This window comes from Streptomyces sp. NPDC058157, from assembly GCF_042884105.1.
Lineage (GTDB): Bacteria > Actinomycetota > Actinomycetes > Streptomycetales > Streptomycetaceae > Streptomyces.
The window spans coordinates 1-16,438 of the sequence record NZ_JBHVUQ010000168.1; the positions used below are offsets into that span (position 1 = coordinate 1).

A 16,438-nucleotide genomic window follows, 5' to 3' on the forward strand; every position below is an offset into this window, starting at 1 on the left:
CAAGGGCGCTCCTTCGTCGCGTCGCTTCGCGATGGCCTTCGGCCACCCTTGACAGACCGTCCCGCCACGGAAAAACGAAGACTGCCGGGAAACCCCCAAAGGAACGGGACGGATGCGGAGAGGAGATGCGGCCGTGTCAGGGACCAGGCGGGGTCGTCGGGGCCGGCAGACGTCCCATCCGGGCCGACGTCGGCACTGATCGGGCCGCTCCCACGCCCCAGATCGCTACGCGCTGCTCCCGTCTCGGCGTCCACCGCCCGTCTGGGGTCGCTGCGGTAGTCGAAGGACGACGGATGCGTCATCCGGGGCCGGTGGGCGCGCCACATCGCTACGCGCTTCTCCTTCCTCGGCGTCTACCAGCCGCCTGGGGCTGATACCCGCACCAGATGACGAACCCCCGGCCCGCCGCCGGTGTGCGTCCGGTACGGCGGTCGCAGGGTTCCGGCCAATCGCGTGGCTGCCGCCGGGGGGACGGTGCGCGGTTGGCGGGGGCCTGCTGGTCGCGGGGGCGGGTTGCGGGGGCGGGCAGGCGGCGGGACGCGCGGGACCGGCGATGCGTGCGGACTGGCGATCGGGAAGCCGGCAAAGGCCCCGTGGCCGGGGGATCCGGAACGTTGCGGGATGACCGCTGCGCGTACTTCCGGTAAGGGTGGGGGTTTCGGCCGAGGTGCCCGAGGGTGCCGGAGCGGGCCGCCCGACGGCTCGCGCTAGTGTGCGTCCGTGAACTCTCATGTCGTCATAGGTTTCGGACCCGCCGGCGCCGCCACCGCCCGGCTGCTCGCCGAGCAGGGCCACACGGTGAAGGTCGTCACCACGTCGGGCCGCAGCCCCGAGCCCGGGATCGAGCACGTCGCGCTGGACGCGAAGGACAGCGTGCGGCTCACCGAGGCGGTACGGGGCGCCGCCGCGATCTACGGCTGCGCCGCGCCGCCCTACCACCGCTGGGCGGGGGAGTGGCCGGCGCTCGCCTCCTCGCTCTGCACGGCCGCCGAGGAGACCGGGGCGGTCCTGGTCATGCTCGGCAACCTCTACGGGTACGGGCCCGTGGACGGCCCCCTGACCGAGGACCTGCCCCTCGCGGCGACCGGCACCAAGGGACGGGTGCGCGCCGCCGCCTGGGAGCGCGCGCGGGACCTGCACCAGCAGGGCCGGATCAGGGCCGTCGAGGTCCGCGCCTCCGACTTCTTCGGACCCGGCGTCACCGACGGCGGGCACCTCGCCGCACGGGTCGTGCCGGCGCTGCTGCGCGGCAAGCCCGTCTCCACCCTCGGCGACCCGGACGCCCCGCACAGCTGGACCTACCTCCCCGACGTGGCCCGCGCCCTGGCGCAGGCCGCGGGCGACGAGCGGGCCTGGGGCCGGGCCTGGCACGTCCCGAACGAACCCGCCCTGTCCGTAAGGGAGATGGTCGGCCTGCTCGCCGCCGAGGCGGGCACCGGACCGGTCGCGGTACGCGGCGTCCCGCCCCTGGCGCTGGCCCTGGGCGGGCTGTTCAACCCGCTGCTGCGCGAGCTCAAGGAGATCCGCTACCAGTTCGACCGGCCGTTCACGGTCGACTCCACGGCCTACGAGACCGCGTTCGCGGCCCGGGCCACCCCGCTGGACCAGCAGGTCAAGGCGACGGTGGACTGGTGGCGCGAACGCCTGGCCACCACCGGGTGACGAGCGTGCTGAGAGGGATGGATTCCGCAGTGGACCGCAGCGCGGAGCGGGAGGACATAGCCGTCGTCGGGATGGCGTGCCGGTTCCCGGGGGCACGGAACCTGAACGAGTACTGGCGGCTCCTGACGGACCCCCGGGCCCAGTTCGGCCGGATCCCCGACGCGCGGTGGCGCGTGGACGGCTTCCTCAGCGAGGACTTCCGTGACACCTCGGCCGCCTATACGGACACCATGGCGCTGCTGCCCGACGTGGACCGCTTCGACGCGGCCCACTACGGCATCCCGCCCCGCCGGGCCAAGGCGATGGACCCCCAGCACCGGCTCCTGATCGACCTCGCCCGCGAGGCGGTCCAGGACGCCGGATGGGAGGTGGACGGCTTCGACCGCGAGGAGACCTCGGTGATCACGGCCCTCACGGAGAGCGGCTACCGGGGCCTGACCACCCTCCGGATCCGGATGCGCCAGCTGGCCGGCGGGGAGTTCGGGGCACGCCCGGGCGATCCCGGCTGGCGGGAGACGGTCCGCGCCGTCGACGGGATGCAGGGCACCTCCGTGGCCGGGATCCTGCTCAACATGGGTCCGAACACGATCAGTTCGGTCCTCGACCTGCACGGCGAGAGCTACGCGCTGGACTCCGCCTGCTCCGGTGGGCTCATGGCCGTGGCCAACGCCGTCCACGCCCTGCGCTCCGGCCGCACCCGCATCGCCCTCGCGGGCGGCGCCCAGCTGGTCGTCACCCCCGACCTGCTCGTGGGGCTGTGCCGGATCGGCGCCATCTCGCGCACCGGCCGCTGCCTGCCGTTCGGCGCGGACGCCGACGGCTTCGTCCTGGGCGAGGGCGCCGGGATGCTCGTGCTGCGGCCGCTGTCCGACGCGCTGGCGGCCGGCGACCGGGTGTACGCCGTGATCCGGGGCGTGGGCACCGCCAACGACGGCACCGTCCAGGGCGGCATGCACCCGCAGGCCGCCGGACAGCTGCGCGCCCTGCGCCGCGCCTACCGCGACGCCGGACTGACCCCCGGTGAGGTCGGCTATCTGGAGGCGCACGGCACCGGGACCACCGTCGGCGACCCCGTCGAGCTCGCCGTCCTGCGCGAGCTGCGCGGGCCGGACGCGGCCCCCGCCTACCTGGGCGCGGTCAAGGCGGTGGTCGGCCACTCCCTCAACTCGGCGGGACTGGCCGGGCTCATCAAGGCGGTCCTGGCCGTGCAGCGCGGCGTGGTCCCCCCGCAGCCGGAGTTCGCCCTCGCGGAGCCGCCCGAGCTCCGGGCGGCGCGGCTGACCGTGCCGACGGAGCCCGTCGCCTGGCCGCAGGACGGCGGCCCGCGCCGGGCGGGCGTCAGCGCGTTCGGCTTCGGCGGAACGGGCGTGCACCTGGTGCTGGAGGAACACGCACCGCCACCGCCCCGCCCCGCGCCCCCCGGGGCCGGGGCCGGGGGCCCGTACGCACTGTCCCTCAGCGCCCGTGACCGGGCCGGGCTCGCCCGGTACGCCCGCGACCTGGCCCGTACCGTCGCCGAGGACCGGCCCGCCCTGGCCGCCGTGGCCGCCACCCTGGCCCGCCGGGCCCCCCTCGGGGAAGCCTTCACCGTGACGGCGCACGGCATCGACGAGGCGGTGGCCCGGCTGACCGGCGCGGCCGAGGCGCTGGAGGCGGGCCGTGCACCGGATCCGTCCGGCGGGGCGGCCGTACCGGCGGGGGAGCGCGTACCCCCGTGCACCCTGCCGCCCAGCCCGCTCGCTCCGCGCCGGCACTGGATCGTGGACGAGACGGCTCGCGGGACGGCCGACCCGGAGCCGGCTCCCGCGCCCGTGGCGCCGGCGGAGCCGCGAGGGGCGCGCCCCGACGGGTCGGGCGCCGCGGCCGTCGTCCTCGAAGAGGTGTCGCGGACCGGCGTCTACCCGCTGTCCGACCTGCACGAGGGCCAGACGCTGGTCGCCGACCTCGGCTTCGACTCCCTGATGCTGCACGAGCTGGACACGCGCATCGCGAACCGGGTGCCGGGATTCCGCACCGAGGAGATGTTCTCCCCGGACCTCACCGTCGGCCGGCTGATCGCCCTGGTGGACCCGGACCGCGGCGGGCCCGGGCGCCCCGCCCCTCAGCCGGACCCGCCGCCCGCCGTGCGGTGGAGCGCCGAGACGGCGGACGTCGACGCGTTCCCGGAGGTGGGCACGTTCGAAAAGCGTCTGGACTCCCTCACCGGGACCGGGGCGTACCCGTACTTCCGGGTCCACGAGGGCACCATCCGCGACACCACGGTGATCGGCGGCCGCCCGTACCTCTCCTTCGGCAGCTACAACTACCTCGGCCTGTCCGGGCATCCCGCCGTCAACGAGGCGGTGCACCGCGCCGTCGACCGCTACGGCACCTCGGTGTCCGCGAGCCGCGTCCTGTCCGGCGAGCGGGACCTCACCGTCCGCCTCGAACAGGCCCTGACCGAGTTCCTCGGGGTCGGGGACTGCCTGACGCTGGTCAGCGGCCACGCCACCAACGTCACCGCGATCGGGCACCTGGTCGGCCCCGGGGACCTCGTCCTGCACGACGCCCTCGCGCACGACAGCATCCTCCAGGGCTGCGCCCTCTCGGGTGCGGCCCGGCGCCCCTTCGCGCACAACGACCCCGAGCGGCTGGAGCACCTGCTGCGGCTCAACCGGTCCCGGTTCCGCCGGGTGCTGATCGTCGTCGAGGGCGCCTACAGCATGGACGGCGACCTCGTCGACCTGCCCGCCCTGATCGAGCTGAAGAAACGTTACGGCGCACTGCTGATGGTGGACGAGGCGCACAGCATCGGCACCGTCGGCGAACGGGGCCGGGGCGTCGGCGAGTTCTTCGGGGTCGACCGCCGCGACGTGGACCTGTGGATGGGCACCCTCTCCAAGGCCTTCGCCAGCTGCGGCGGCTACCTCGGCGGCTCGGCCCGGATGGTCCGCTGGCTGCGCCACACCCTGCCCGGTTTCGTCTACAGCGTGGGCCTGACCCCGCCCAACGCGGCGGCCGCGCTGGCCGCCACCGAGCTGATCGTGGCGGAGCCGCAGCGCGTGGCCGGGCTCCGGCGCAACTCCGAGCTGTTCCTGCGCCTCGCCGCCGGCGCGGGCCTGGCGACCGGCTCCAGCGCCCACACCCCGATCGTGCCGTGCATCCTCGGGGACTCCGCCCGCACCCTGCGCGTCGCGGAGGGCCTCTACGCGCGCGGGGTGACCGCCGACCCGATCTTCCACCCCGCCGTCGAGGAGGGGCTCTCGCGGCTGCGGTTCTTCGTCACCAGTGAGCACCGCGAGGAGGACGTCCGCCGGGCAGTGGCGGCGCTGGCCGAGGAGGTGGCTTCCGTGGCGGGGAGGTAGGCGGTCCACGTCAGAACAGGGTCCGCTCGATCCGGCTGAGCATGGCGCTCGTCCCCGGGTCGCCGTCTGCGTCCGCCTCCGCGCCGGGGTGCGCCGCGTGCTGCTCGGCGCCCTCCATCCGCTGGGCGAGCAGGTAGGCGATGATCTCTGCCTCCTGTTCCTGGACGTCGTCGTAGGTCGCGCGCAGGAGCATGTCGCGCACGAGGTCGGGGTCCAGGTCGGGGAAGAGGAGGCGGGCGGCCGCCTCGTCGAGTCCGCCGGCCCCGCGGTGGCAGCAGATGATGTGGCCCAGCTCGTGCAAGATGATGTGCTCCTGATGCGCGCTGGTGGTGTTGGCGTCGTAGAAGATCAGGTCCTCGTCGCGGGCGGCGACCCACATGCCGCACGGGTGCGAGGAGGGCATCTGCATCGGGACCAGGACGATCGGCCGCTCGCGCGCCTCGCCCAGGTGACGGCAGAGCTCGGCGACGTCCGTCACCTCGGGGAGGTCGAGTTCGGCGAGCCGCCGGGCGCCGGCCTTGCGGAGCTTCTTGAGCCGGCTGCGCCGGTCGTGGTCGGCGGCCCGCTCCTTCCAGGCGCCCCTCATACGGGCTCGGAGGGGCCGGGGCCGTCTCCGGCGGCGGAGGGGTCCGCGGCGGGTGCGTCGGTGACCGGCGGGAGGCCCTGCATCTGCCGGTACTGGTCCATGATGGCCGTGATGGCCGCGAGGTTCTCCTTCTTCATCCCGGCCGCGCGCATGGCCACGGCACGGACGCCGGACTGCCGCAGCGCCTCGATGGCGGCGACCTGGCTGAGCACGGACTCGGCGACCTTGTCGTCGAAGAAGTAGGCGACCGAGACGCCGAAGAACTTGGCCAGGGCGGCCAGGAGGTCGGGTGAGGGGTTGGAGCGCTTGCCGGTCCTGAGCTGCGACAGGTAGACACCCCCGGCCTTGAGCTCGGGGTTGACCCGCTTCAGCTCCTCGGCCACTTCGGCGTTGGTCCAGTGCTTGCCCTTGGGACGGACCGTCTTGAACAGGTCGTCAAGGCGCCTGGCGAGCAGGGGCCGGTCGTCGGACTCGGTCATGGTGATTCTTCCTCCCGTCACCTCCTCGGTATAGCCCTTGGCTATACGCCAGTTTCACAGAATAGCGGTCAGTTGACAATTGGCCTGGACTCCGCCAACGTTGGGTCTCGCCGATAGCTGCCAGCTAACTCGTCACGGGGGAAGTACGACGAGTTGGCGGGCGGTGAAAACGGACTGGCCCGGCCCTCGGGGGATGGGCCGGGCCAGTCCGGGCGATGGCCACCCGCCCAGCCGGCACAGGAGGCCGGGGGAACGGGGGAGGCCCGCCCGGTTCGACGGGGGATACGAACCGGGCGGGAGCTTCAACTCGCGGTGCCCAGTTTACTGTAGGCGGCCGCTACTTTGGTGAGCCAGGCGACTTCGGCCGTGAAGTTGTCCGTGTCCCGGTCGTCGAAGTCGCCGGCGTCCTTGTTGTCGTGCGGCATGGTCCCGGCCTGTTTGGCCTGCAGGGCCCGCTTGATCCGCGCCGCCTCCGTGAAGGCCTGCAGGGACTCCGCGTTCTCCTCCCGGCCCGCGTCCCCGGCCGAACCGCCCACGGTCGTCCGGTCGATGTACGGACGCAGGTCCCGCCACCCGTCGCGTATCTCGACGACCCGGCGGTGCAGCCGGTAGTCCAGGTCCGCGACGGAGGCGCCCGGAGGCTCCAGGGCGATGTCCGGGGAGGACTCGTACAGGTCCCGCCAGAGCGGGTACAGCGCCCGGTACGAGCGGTAGCTCCGCCCCCACGCCAGCAGCCTCGACGCCGCCGGACCCCACGAGGAGTTGGTCAGGCCCAGCGACAGGATGACGATGCCCGCCGCGCTGAAGATGTTCGAGGCCAGCTTCCAGACGCCGATGTCCACCCCGGCGGCGGCCGTCAGGATGTTGACCGTCCGGCACGCGCAGTACAGGAACAGCACCACGGCGGAGACCCGCAGCACCCGCAGCGCCTGCCGCAGCGACTCGTTCTCCGTCATCCGCGCGTACGCACCGCACTGGCGGAAGATGGTCACGCACGGCAGCGCCTGGGAGGCCATGAAGGCCAGGAGGTAGACGAGGACCAGCGGCTGCCCGCTGCCCGTGTCGAAGTCCGAGGACGGCCGGGAGGTCCCGTCGGCGAGGAGGAACAGCGCCACCAGGGCCACGTTCAGCGCGCTCCCGGTGATCACCCACCACCGCGTCTTGCGCCGCGCCTCCTCCTCGGGGGCGGCCCACCGCAGCAGGATGATCTCCGCGGCGACGCAGTAGGCCACCGCCGACAGGTGCATGAGGAGGATGGCGAGGTTGCCGACGCCCAGGAGGCGCGGGCCGCCCATGGCGATGGCGCCGAAGGTGAAGGTGAGGCACTGGAGGACCAGCGTGGCGATCAGCGTCCAGTAGGCGCTGTCGTGCCGGCTGCGCCGCGCCTGGCACAGCCGGTAGATGAGCGCGGCGTACGAGGAGAGCGCCGCGATGACGAAGCAGAGGGTTCTGATGGTGTTCAAGGCCTGGTTTCCTGCAGGGTGCCGCGAGGGGCGGCAGTGTGGGGGTCAGTCGGTGGGTTCGCCGGGCGGGACCTCGAGCCCGATGCTCTCGGCCGCCACGGCGATGGCGTAGTCGAAGTACGCGGCCTCGTCCTTGACGCTGTCGTGGGTGCGGCTGAAGACCTGGAACACCAGGAGCCCGACGAGGCTGCTCCACAGCACGATGCCGCGCTCGACGATGTCCGAGAACGGAGCCTCGGGCACGCCGCCGAAGGCTTCGACGGCGGCCGGCAGCAGCAGCGGGGGACCGGGCACCGCGCGCCGCGGCGGGGTCAGTTCACCGCCCTCCAGCGCGGCCCGGACGATGCCGGCGAGCACGGCGGGGGTCCGCGCGGCGGCCGGGACGGTCTCCTGCGGGGCGTGGTAGCCCGGCACGGGAGAACCGTAGATCAGCGTGAACTCCCCGGGGTGGGCGAAGGACCACCGCCGCAGCGCACGCGTGACGGCGAGCAGCCGCGCCCCCGCGGGGGCGCCGGCCGTGTCGGCCGCCTCCATCGCGGCGCCGGAGGCGTCGTAGGCGTCGACGATGAGCGCGGTCAACAGGTCGTCCCGGTGCGCGAAGACGGCCTCGACGTCGGCGAGCCCGAGCCCGGACGCACGGGCGACGCCCTCCAGGGACAGCCCCGCGGCTCCCAGTTCCACCAGCTGCCGGCGGGCGGTCTCCTTGATCGTCTCCGCCGGCGTCGGGTCGGCGTCGTTCGAACTGATTGCTGAAACGTCCATGCCGGAACCGTACCCGCCGCCCCGAACAGCCGTGGCCCCAGCACCGCGAGCGCTCCCGGCGGACCACCGGGATCCGGCCACGGCGGTTCGGGGCTTGTGCCCCGGCCTGCTCCGGAAGGGGAGGCCCGGGGCGCCGCCGGTGGCCCGGTGGACCCGAGGAGCCGCAGCGTGTCAAGGGGGGTGGCCGCCCTCCCGTTCGGGGGCCGGGTGCAGTGATCTCGTCCCGGTGCCCTGGCAGGGTCGGTGTCAAGCAGCCGACCGGCCCGTGCGGGCCTGGCACCAGGGGGAATGGTCATGTACCGCAAGCGCGTCGCCATCGCAGTCCTACTCGCCTCGGCGATCGTCGGGGCGGCCGTGCCCGCGGCGGCGGCCAGGCCGGCCGACCCGGTGCAGCGGCAGCTGGACCTGCTCGTCGGCGCCGACGGGGTCCCGGGCGCCCTGGCGTACGACGGCAGGACGACGCGGACCGCCGGGGTCGCGGACCGGGAGTCGGGCCGGCCCATGGTCGACGCGCGGGGGCGGTTCCGGCTGGCCAGCGACACCAAGGCGTTCACCGCGACGGCCGTGATGCGCCTGGTGGCGGACGGCCGGATCGGGCTCGACGACCGCGCCGGCCGCTGGGTGCCGCAGCTCGCCGGACGCCCTGTCACCATCAGGCAGCTGCTCAAGCAGACCAGCGGGCTGCCGGAGTACACCGCGCTGGTCGACTGGACCCGGCCCGGCACGCCCGAGGAGTACCTGGCCCTCGCGCTCAAGGAGAAGCCGGTCTTCGAGGCCGGTACCGACTGGGGCTACTCCAACACCAACTACCTGGCACTCGGCATGGTGATCGACAAGGCGTCGGGAGTCGGCTTCCGGACGTACGTCGAGCGGACCATCCTGCGCCCGCTGCACCTGGACGACACCTACTGGCCCGCCCCCGGCGAGCTGTCGCTGCGCGGACCGCACGCCCGCAACTACGGCGTCAACCCGGCGGCCCCGGAGGCCGGCCGGGTGGACGTGACCGACCTCCCCGGCTACGAGTTCGGCGCGTCCGGGGGCCTCGTCTCCACCCCCCGGGACCTCAACGCCTTCTGGGACGGCCTCTTCGGCGGCCGCCTCCTGCCCGACTGGGCGCTGCGCCGGATGACCCAGGACACCACCGCGATCGGCGGGCGCGACGTCTACCCGGCGGGCAGCCGCTACGGCTACGGCATCGCCTCGATCCCGCTCAGCTGCGGCGGCGTCTACTGGGGCCACGGCGGGGACCTGCCCGGCGACTCGGTCGGCGGGGGCCGAGCCACGGGGGGCCGCGGGACGGTGACGGTCTACACCACGACCTGGGCGGCCGAGGGCGACAGCCTGCGCCACCTCCAGGGCGCGGTGGACGCGGCCCTGTGCACCAAGCGCCGCTGAGCGGACGGGTGGAGGGGTGCCCGCCCCCGGGCCGCGCCGCCCGAGCCGGTCGACGCGGCCCACGGCGTGCCGGTGCGCTATGCAAAGGCGCCCGGTCCGGCGGCAACGACTCGATACGGGGCGACGGCCTAGGCCCAAGGTCCTACGGCCGATGCGGCCGCGGCCCGATCTGCGGTGGCCGGGGCCGCCCTACGGTGATCCACATGGACATACCCCAGCACCACCGGCAGGCCGTCGTCCCCCACATCATGCTCGACGGCGCCGCCGAGGCGATCGCGTTCTACGTGCGGGCGTTCGGAGCCGTCGAGCTCGTCCGGCTCGAAGGCGAAGCCGGGCGGATCGTGCACGCCGAGATCGGCATCCACGGCTCCACCCTCATGCTCGGCGACGCCGACGTCCCGTTCTCGACCCCGAACCAGGGCGGGGCCTCCGTCGCGCTGCACGTGTACGTGCCGGACGTGGACGGCCTGACCGCGACGGCGGTGGGCAGCGGCGCCGAGCTCCTGACGGCGCCGGCCGACATGCCCTACGGCGCGCGGCAGTCGATGCTGCGCGATCCGTTCGGCCACGTCTGGATCTTCCTCACGCCGATCGCGTCGGCGTGATCCGAGCGCCGGACGTCGCCGGACGGCGGGGAACCGGTGACGCGATCGGCCGCGCGGTCGTGCTCGGCCCGGGCGGACTCGGCGGCACCGCCTGGAGCGGTCAGCGGGCGGAGTGAACCCTTCCGGCGACGCCGCGCCGGGTCAGCACGCGGGTGGTGCTGCCGTCGTCCTCCGTGACGTCCCGGACGTGCTCGAAGCCGATCCGCTCCAGCAGGGCCAGCGAGGCGCCGTTCGCCGCGGCCACCGTGGCGTGCACCTCGGGCAGGCCGAGGGTCTCGAAGCCGTACGCCGTCAGGGCGCGCGCCAGCTCGGTCCCCAGGCCCGCGCCCCAGGCCGCGGGGGCCAGCGCGTAGACGATCTCGTGGCCGTCGACCGCGTCCGTCCGCTTGATCTCGGCGTGCCCGACCAGCTCGCCGTCGCGGCGGACGGCCCAGACGTCGAACAGGTCCCCGGCGTACACCTTGGTGAAGATCCGGCCGAACAGGGCCCGGTCCTCCTCCTCGGGAACGGGCCCGTCACCCATCCACCGGGACACCCTCTCGTCCTGGAACAGGGCCACGAAGTCCTCCTCGTCCGCGGGGACGTAGGGGCTCAGCAGCAGGCGCTCGGTACGCAGGGTGGGGGTCATGGACGGCGACGCTATCCAGCCGCCACCAGGGCGGCAAACGGTGTGACGGCGCCCCGGGCGGGCAGCGGGTGAGCCGTGTCTCACCCGGGCGGCGGCACTTGTCTATGCAACGAGTTGCATAGAAAGATCGGGGGCATGGCGCTCGACCACGCGATCCTCGTCTCCCTCCTGGAGATGCCCGGCTCCGGATACGAACTGGCCCGGCGGTTCGACCGGTCCATCGGCTACTTCTGGACCGCCACGCACCAGCAGATCTACCGCGTCCTCGGCCGCATGGCCGCCGACGGCCTGCTCACCGTCCGCGAGGTGCCCCAGCAGGGGCGGCCGGACAAGAAGGAGTACTCCGTCGCCGCGCCCGGCCGTGCCGCCCTCGCCCGGTGGCTGCACGAGCCGATCGAACCCGAGAGCATGCGCCACGAGCTCGCGGTCAAGATCCGCGGCGCCGCCTTCGACGAGCCCGCCGCCCTGATCCGCGAGGTCGAACGCCACCACCGCGCCCACAGCGACCGCCTCGCGCACTACCTGGCGGGCGAGCGGCGCGACTTCACCGGCCCCGGCGCCCCCGCCCCGCTCGACGCCGGGCAGGAGCTCCAGCACGCCGTGCTGCGCGGCGGCATCGCGTACGAGCGGATGACCGTCGCCTGGCTGGACGACGTCCTCGCCACCCTCCACCGCATCGGGGCGGCGACCCCGCCCGCCTGACCGCACGACCCGTCACTACTCCCCGGAAGGCGACCCCTCATGGCCGACTCCCTGCTGTTCAACCCGCGCACCTACGACCCCGCGCACTTCGACCCCGAGACCCGCCGCCTGCTGCGCGCGACCGTGGACTGGTTCGAGGAGCGCGGCAAGCGCCGGCTGCTGGAGGACTACCGCACCCGCGCCTGGCTCGCGGACTTCCTCGCCTTCGCCGCCAAGGAGGACCTGTTCGCCACCTTCCTCACCCCGGCCTCCGCCGCCGGCCGGGAGGGGCAGCGCTGGGACACCGCCCGCATCGCGGCCCTCAACGAGATCCTCGGCTTCTACGGCCTCGACTACTGGTACGCCTGGCAGGTGACCATCCTCGGCCTCGGCCCGGTCTGGCAGAGCGACAACGCCGCCGCCCGCGCCCGCGCCGCCGAACTGCTCACGCAGGGCGAGGTGTTCGCCTTCGGCCTGTCCGAGCGGACCCACGGCGCCGACATCTACTCCACCGACATGCTCCTGGAGCCCGACGGCGACGGCGGCTTCCTGGCGACCGGCTCCAAGTACTACATCGGCAACGGCAACGCCGCCGGCCTGGTCTCCGTCTTCGGCCGCCGCACCGACGTCGAGGGCCCCGACGGCTACGTCTTCTTCGCCGCCGACAGCCGCCACCCCGCGTACGGCCTCGTCCAGAACGTGGTCCACTCCTCGAAGTACGTCAGCGAGTTCCGCCTGGAGCGCTACCCCGTCGCCGCCGAGGACGTGCTGCACACCGGCCGCGCCGCCTTCGACGCCGCCCTGAACACCGTCAACGTCGGCAAGTTCAACCTCTGCACCGCCTCCATCGGCATCTGCGAGCACGCGATGTACGAGGCCGTCACCCACGCGCAGAACCGGGTCCTCTACGGCCGCCCGGTCACCGCCTTCCCGCACGTGCGCCGCGAACTGGCCGACGCCTACGTGCGCCTGGTCGGCATGAAGCTGTTCAGCGACCGCGCCGTGGACTACTTCCGCTCCGCCGGTCCCGAGGACCGCCGCTACCTCCTCTTCAACCCGATGACGAAGATGAAGGTGACCACGGAGGGCGAGAAGGTCATCGACCTGATGTGGGACGTCATCGCCGCCAAGGGCTTCGAGAAGGACACCTACTTCGCCAACGCCGCCGTCGAGATCCGCGGCCTGCCCAAGCTCGAGGGCACCGTCCACGTCAACCTCGCGCTGATCCTCAAGTTCATGCGCAACCACCTGCTGGAGCCGGTCGACTACCCGGCCGTGCCGACCCGCCTCGACGCGGCCGACGACGACTTCCTCTTCCGGCAGGGCCCGGCCCGCGGCCTGGGCTCCGTCCGCTTCCACGACTGGCGGCCCGCCTACGACGCGTACGCCGACCTGCCGAACGTCGCCCGCTTCCGCGAACAGGCCGACGCCCTGTGCGAGTTCGTCGCCACCATCGCCCCCGACGAGGCGCAGAGCCGCGACCTCGACTTCCTGCTCTCCGTCGGCCAGCTGTTCGCCCTCGTGGTGCACGGCCAGCTGATCCTGGAGCAGGCGCGCCTGACGGACCTGGACCGCGACGTCCTCGACGAGCTGTTCTCCGTCCTCGTCCGCGACTTCTCCGGGCACGCCGTCGAACTGCACGGCAAGGACTCCGCGACCGGGGCGCAGCAGGCCTGGGCGCTCGGAGCGGTGCGCCGCCCGGTCGTCGACGAGGCCCGCGCGGCCCGGGTCTGGGAGCGCGTCGAGGCCCTCTCCGGGGCCTACGAGATGGCGCCGTAACGGTGTCCGGTCCGCCGGACGGGCCCGGGACCGCGCCCCGGGCCCGTCCGGCGGGCGGTCAGGCGGGCGGTCAGGCGGCCGGCTTGCCGGGCTGGTCGTGGGTGGAGCAGTGGATGCCGCCGCCGCCCGAGGCGATCGTGTCGATCTCCACCTGGACCACGTCCCGCTTGGGGAAGTGCTCCTGGAGGATGCCGCGGGCGCGGTCGTCGGCCTGCCGGTCGTTGAACCGGGGCAGGAACACGGCGTCGTTGGCCACGTAGAAGTTGGCGTAGGTGGAGACGAAGTCGTCGCCCCGGCCCGTGATCCGGTCCAGGTCCGGCTGCGGCAGGTCGACGATCCGGAAGCGCCGCCCGCGGGCGTCCGTGGCCTTCGACAGGACGGACTTCGCCTGGTCGGCCGAGCGGGACCAGGAGTCCGGCGGGGTGTTCGGGTGCGCCCGGTCCAGCAGGACCACCCCGGGCGCGGTGAAGCGGACGAGGCTGTCCACGTGGGCGTCGGTGATGTCCTGGCCGCGCACGCCGGCCAGCCAGATCACCTTCTCCACGCCGAGGGTCCGCTTGAGCTCGGCCTCGATCGTGTCCCGGGACTTCCCCCGGTTGCGGTTGTCGTTGACGATCGAGCTCTCGGTGACGAGCAGGGTGCCCTCGCCGTCGGTCTCGAAGGAGCCCCCCTCGGCGACGAGGGGGGCCTGGACCCGGGGGATCCCGTACTTCTGGAGCAGGGTCCGGCCGACCTTGGCGTCGTTGCCGTGCTCCTGCTTGTTGCCCCAGCCGTTGAAGTTGAAGTCGACGCCGACGACCTTCCCGGCCTCCTCGACGAACACGGGGACGGTGTCGCGGGCCCACAGGTCGTCGACGGCCAGCGGGATGACCTCGACCTGGTTGCCGCAGGCCCGCTGGGCCGCGTCCACCTGGTCGGGCCGGGCCATCATCACCACGGCCTCGTACTTGCCGACGGCCCGGGCGATCCGCGCGATGTCCTCGCGCACGTAGGGCAGGTCCTTGTCCCACACCCCGGCGGCGATGGCCGGCCAGGCCATGAACGTCCGGGTGTGGCTCTCCCACTCGGCGCCGAGCCTGCGCTTCGCACCGTTCGCGGCGGCCTGCCCGGGGGTGCCGGCCGGGGTGCCGGGCCGCTCGGGGGCGCTGTCGGCGGGGCCGCAGGCGGCGGCGCCGAGGGCGAGGGCGCCGAAACCGGCGAGGGTGCGGAGGACGGACCGGCGGGTGGGGGGAGGGTTCGTCACGGGGGAACTCCGATCGTGGACTCGTCCCGTCACTGTGACACTGACTGAAAATTCAGTCAAACCGCCACGCATGGCGAGAACCCGATCGGCCCATGGATCTCCGGGGCCCCTCAGGTCAGCCGGTCGACCTCCACGCGCACCGCCTCGCGCATCAGGTGGCGGGCGTGCCCCAGGGGGAGCAGGCCGCTGAGCCAGCGCACGCTCAGCCCCTCCAGCAGCGCGGTCAGCCGCTCGGCGGCGCCCGTGACCTCGGCCGGGGCCGCGCCCGGGCGGACGGCGGCGATCAGCTCGGCGACCTCGGCCACCCAGGCGGCGCCGGCCGCCGCGAGCTCCTCCCGCAGCTCCGGGTCGAAGACGGTGTGGGCCCGCAGCTCCCCCCAGGCCGTGCTGTTCTCGCGGACCTCGGGCAGGTCCTGGAACTCCAGGAGCAGGGTCCGTTCCAGCAGCTCGCGGGGGTCGGCAGGGTGCTGTCCGGCGGCGCCGTCCGAGGGCTCGGTGTACCGGTCGGCCCGGTCCCCGATGAAGGCCAGGGCCTGCCGCAGGATGCCCGGCCGGTCCTTGAAGTGGTAGTAGACCAGGGCGGTGGACACGCCCGCCTCGGCGGCCAGCTCCGTCACCCGCAGCCCGCGGACGCCCCGGCGTGCGATGACGCGGGCGGCGCCCTCGAGGATGGTCCGTCTGCGGTCCGTCACGGTGTGGTCCTTCCCGGGTGAACCCGTCGGGCGGTGTGAGGCACGTATTGTCACACGTTGACTGAAACTTTAGTTAAGGAGACGATGAAAACCGGCCACCTGATCTGCCGCATCGTGGAAAGAGCACCGCATGTCCGACCAGCTTCCCGGCGTACAGCCCGTTCCCGCGGGACTGACCGCCGACGACCCCCGCGAGATCGGCGGCTACCGCCTCCACGCCCGGCTGGGCGCGGGCGGGATGGGGGTGGTCTACCTCGCGTACACGCCCGGCGGCCGCCCGATCGCGCTGAAGGCCGTACGCGCCGAGTTCGCCGCGGACCCCGAGTTCCGCGAACGGTTCGCCCGCGAGGTGGCCAGCGCCCGCCGGATCCACGGCCTGTTCACGGCGCAGGTGGTCGACTTCGGCGTCGACGAGCGCACCCCGTGGCTGGCCACCGCGTACGTGCCCGGCCCCTCCCTGCACGAGGTGGTGCGCCGGCACGGCCCGCTGCCCGTGCGGACGGCGCTGCTGCTGGTCGCGGGCATCGCCGAGGCGCTCCAGGCGATCCACGGGGCCGGGGTCGTCCACCGGGACCTCAAGCCCGCGAACGTGCTGATCGCCGGGGACGGCCCCCGGGTGATCGACTTCGGCATCGCGCACGCGGCGGACTCCTCCGCCCTGACCGGGACCGGGCTGCGGATCGGCACCGCCGCCTTCATGGCACCCGAGCAGGCCCTCGGCCACCGGGTGACCCCCGCCACCGACGTCTTCGCCCTGGGCGCGCTCGTCGCGTACGTGGCGGGCGGCACGCCGCCGTTCGGGCCCGGGCCCGAGTCCACCGCCCTGTACCGCGTGGTCCACGAGCACCCCGACCTGACGCGGGTCCCCGCCGAGCTGCGCGAGCTGGTGGCCTGGTGCCTGGCGAAGCGGCCCGAGGGCCGCCCGACCACGGCCGAGCTGATCGCGTACGTCCACGCGCACCCCGCCGTCGGCCGGCGGCCGGAGTTCACCGACGGCTGGCTGCCCCGGCCCGTCCGGGAGGAGGTCGCCGGCCCCGGGCGGGCTGCCGCCCCGGGGGAGTCCGGGCCCGTCTCCCACGTGCCGACGGCCCTGGCGGCCACCGCCACGGCGCCCGCCCC

14 protein-coding genes are annotated in these 16,438 nt (G+C 73.8%); 7 read left to right on the top strand and 7 right to left on the bottom strand.

The window, feature by feature from the left end:
- Positions 1-720: 720 nt before the first annotated feature.
- Positions 721-1,662, top strand: a complete 942-nt coding sequence (locus ACFVXK_RS30020; protein WP_389617564.1) for an NAD-dependent epimerase/dehydratase family protein — start codon at positions 721-723, stop codon at positions 1,660-1,662.
- Between the two features lie 17 nt (positions 1,663-1,679).
- A complete protein-coding gene (locus ACFVXK_RS30025) occupies positions 1,680-5,006 on the top strand; it encodes an aminotransferase class I/II-fold pyridoxal phosphate-dependent enzyme (protein ID WP_389617567.1) in 3,327 nt (1,108 codons plus the stop codon).
- Positions 5,007-5,016: 10 nt separating this feature from the next.
- On the opposite strand, the gene ACFVXK_RS30030 is transcribed toward ACFVXK_RS30025, so the two are convergent.
- The 4 genes from ACFVXK_RS30030 to ACFVXK_RS30045 all read right to left on the bottom strand — a co-directional run bounded on the left by ACFVXK_RS30030 (position 5,017) and on the right by ACFVXK_RS30045 (position 8,296).
- Positions 5,017-5,592, bottom strand: a complete 576-nt coding sequence (locus ACFVXK_RS30030) for a toxin (protein ID WP_389617570.1) — start codon at positions 5,590-5,592, stop codon at positions 5,017-5,019.
- Entirely contained in the window at positions 5,589-6,071 is a 483-nt protein-coding gene (locus ACFVXK_RS30035) for a helix-turn-helix domain-containing protein (protein ID WP_389617573.1), read from the bottom strand. Before ACFVXK_RS30035 ends, ACFVXK_RS30030 begins: the two co-directional genes overlap by 4 nt.
- Positions 6,072-6,373: 302 nt before the next feature.
- Positions 6,374-7,534 (bottom strand): MAB_1171c family putative transporter, encoded by a 1,161-nt coding sequence (locus tag ACFVXK_RS30040; protein WP_389617576.1) that lies wholly within the window; start codon positions 7,532-7,534, stop codon positions 6,374-6,376.
- A gap of 45 nt (positions 7,535-7,579) precedes the next feature.
- Positions 7,580-8,296 (bottom strand): WHG domain-containing protein, encoded by a 717-nt coding sequence (locus tag ACFVXK_RS30045; protein WP_389617579.1) that lies wholly within the window; start codon positions 8,294-8,296, stop codon positions 7,580-7,582.
- Positions 8,297-8,590: 294 nt separating this feature from the next.
- Between ACFVXK_RS30045 and ACFVXK_RS30050 the strand changes: the two genes are divergently transcribed.
- Positions 8,591-9,691 (top strand): serine hydrolase domain-containing protein, encoded by a 1,101-nt coding sequence (locus ACFVXK_RS30050; protein ID WP_389617582.1) that lies wholly within the window; start codon positions 8,591-8,593, stop codon positions 9,689-9,691.
- Positions 9,692-9,894: 203 nt separating this feature from the next.
- A complete protein-coding gene (locus tag ACFVXK_RS30055) occupies positions 9,895-10,296 on the top strand; it encodes a VOC family protein (protein WP_389617585.1) in 402 nt (133 codons plus the stop codon).
- Between the two features lie 100 nt (positions 10,297-10,396).
- On the opposite strand, the gene ACFVXK_RS30060 is transcribed toward ACFVXK_RS30055, so the two are convergent.
- Positions 10,397-10,924, bottom strand: coding sequence for a GNAT family N-acetyltransferase (locus tag ACFVXK_RS30060; RefSeq protein ID WP_389617588.1), 528 nt, complete (start codon positions 10,922-10,924; stop codon positions 10,397-10,399).
- A gap of 135 nt (positions 10,925-11,059) precedes the next feature.
- Between ACFVXK_RS30060 and ACFVXK_RS30065 the strand changes: the two genes are divergently transcribed.
- Together ACFVXK_RS30065 and ACFVXK_RS30070 are read left to right on the top strand one after the other, a co-directional pair.
- Positions 11,060-11,626, top strand: coding sequence for a PadR family transcriptional regulator (locus tag ACFVXK_RS30065; protein WP_389617591.1), 567 nt, complete (start codon positions 11,060-11,062; stop codon positions 11,624-11,626).
- 39 nt (positions 11,627-11,665) lie between these two features.
- Positions 11,666-13,384 carry an acyl-CoA dehydrogenase family protein gene (locus ACFVXK_RS30070; protein WP_389617594.1) on the top strand — a complete coding sequence of 573 codons (1,719 nt, stop codon included), beginning with the start codon at positions 11,666-11,668 and terminating at the stop codon, positions 13,382-13,384.
- 70 nt (positions 13,385-13,454) lie between these two features.
- Here ACFVXK_RS30070 and ACFVXK_RS30075 read toward each other — a convergent pair whose 3' ends face one another.
- A complete protein-coding gene (locus ACFVXK_RS30075) occupies positions 13,455-14,627 on the bottom strand; it encodes an agmatine deiminase family protein (RefSeq protein ID WP_389617597.1) in 1,173 nt (390 codons plus the stop codon).
- A 110-nt stretch (positions 14,628-14,737) separates the two neighbouring features.
- Entirely contained in the window at positions 14,738-15,319 is a 582-nt protein-coding gene (locus ACFVXK_RS30080; RefSeq protein ID WP_389617600.1) for a TetR/AcrR family transcriptional regulator, read from the bottom strand.
- Between the two features lie 130 nt (positions 15,320-15,449).
- Between ACFVXK_RS30080 and ACFVXK_RS30085 the strand changes: the two genes are divergently transcribed.
- Positions 15,450-16,438: serine/threonine-protein kinase (locus ACFVXK_RS30085; protein WP_389617603.1), on the top strand; the 989-nt coding region annotated here is incomplete at its 3' end.

Coding starts and splice junctions, on each gene's coding strand:
- ACFVXK_RS30025 (WP_389617567.1), top strand. CDS start 1,680: ATGGATTCCGCAGTGGACCGCAGCGCGGAGCGGGAGGACATAGCCGTC.
- ACFVXK_RS30030 (WP_389617570.1), bottom strand. CDS start 5,592: ATGAGGGGCGCCTGGAAGGAGCGGGCCGCCGACCACGACCGGCGCAGC.
- ACFVXK_RS30035 (WP_389617573.1), bottom strand. CDS start 6,071: ATGACCGAGTCCGACGACCGGCCCCTGCTCGCCAGGCGCCTTGACGAC.
- ACFVXK_RS30045 (WP_389617579.1), bottom strand. CDS start 8,296: ATGGACGTTTCAGCAATCAGTTCGAACGACGCCGACCCGACGCCGGCG.
- ACFVXK_RS30050 (WP_389617582.1), top strand. CDS start 8,591: ATGTACCGCAAGCGCGTCGCCATCGCAGTCCTACTCGCCTCGGCGATC.
- ACFVXK_RS30055 (WP_389617585.1), top strand. CDS start 9,895: ATGGACATACCCCAGCACCACCGGCAGGCCGTCGTCCCCCACATCATG.
- ACFVXK_RS30060 (WP_389617588.1), bottom strand. CDS start 10,924: ATGACCCCCACCCTGCGTACCGAGCGCCTGCTGCTGAGCCCCTACGTC.
- ACFVXK_RS30065 (WP_389617591.1), top strand. CDS start 11,060: ATGGCGCTCGACCACGCGATCCTCGTCTCCCTCCTGGAGATGCCCGGC.
- ACFVXK_RS30070 (WP_389617594.1), top strand. CDS start 11,666: ATGGCCGACTCCCTGCTGTTCAACCCGCGCACCTACGACCCCGCGCAC.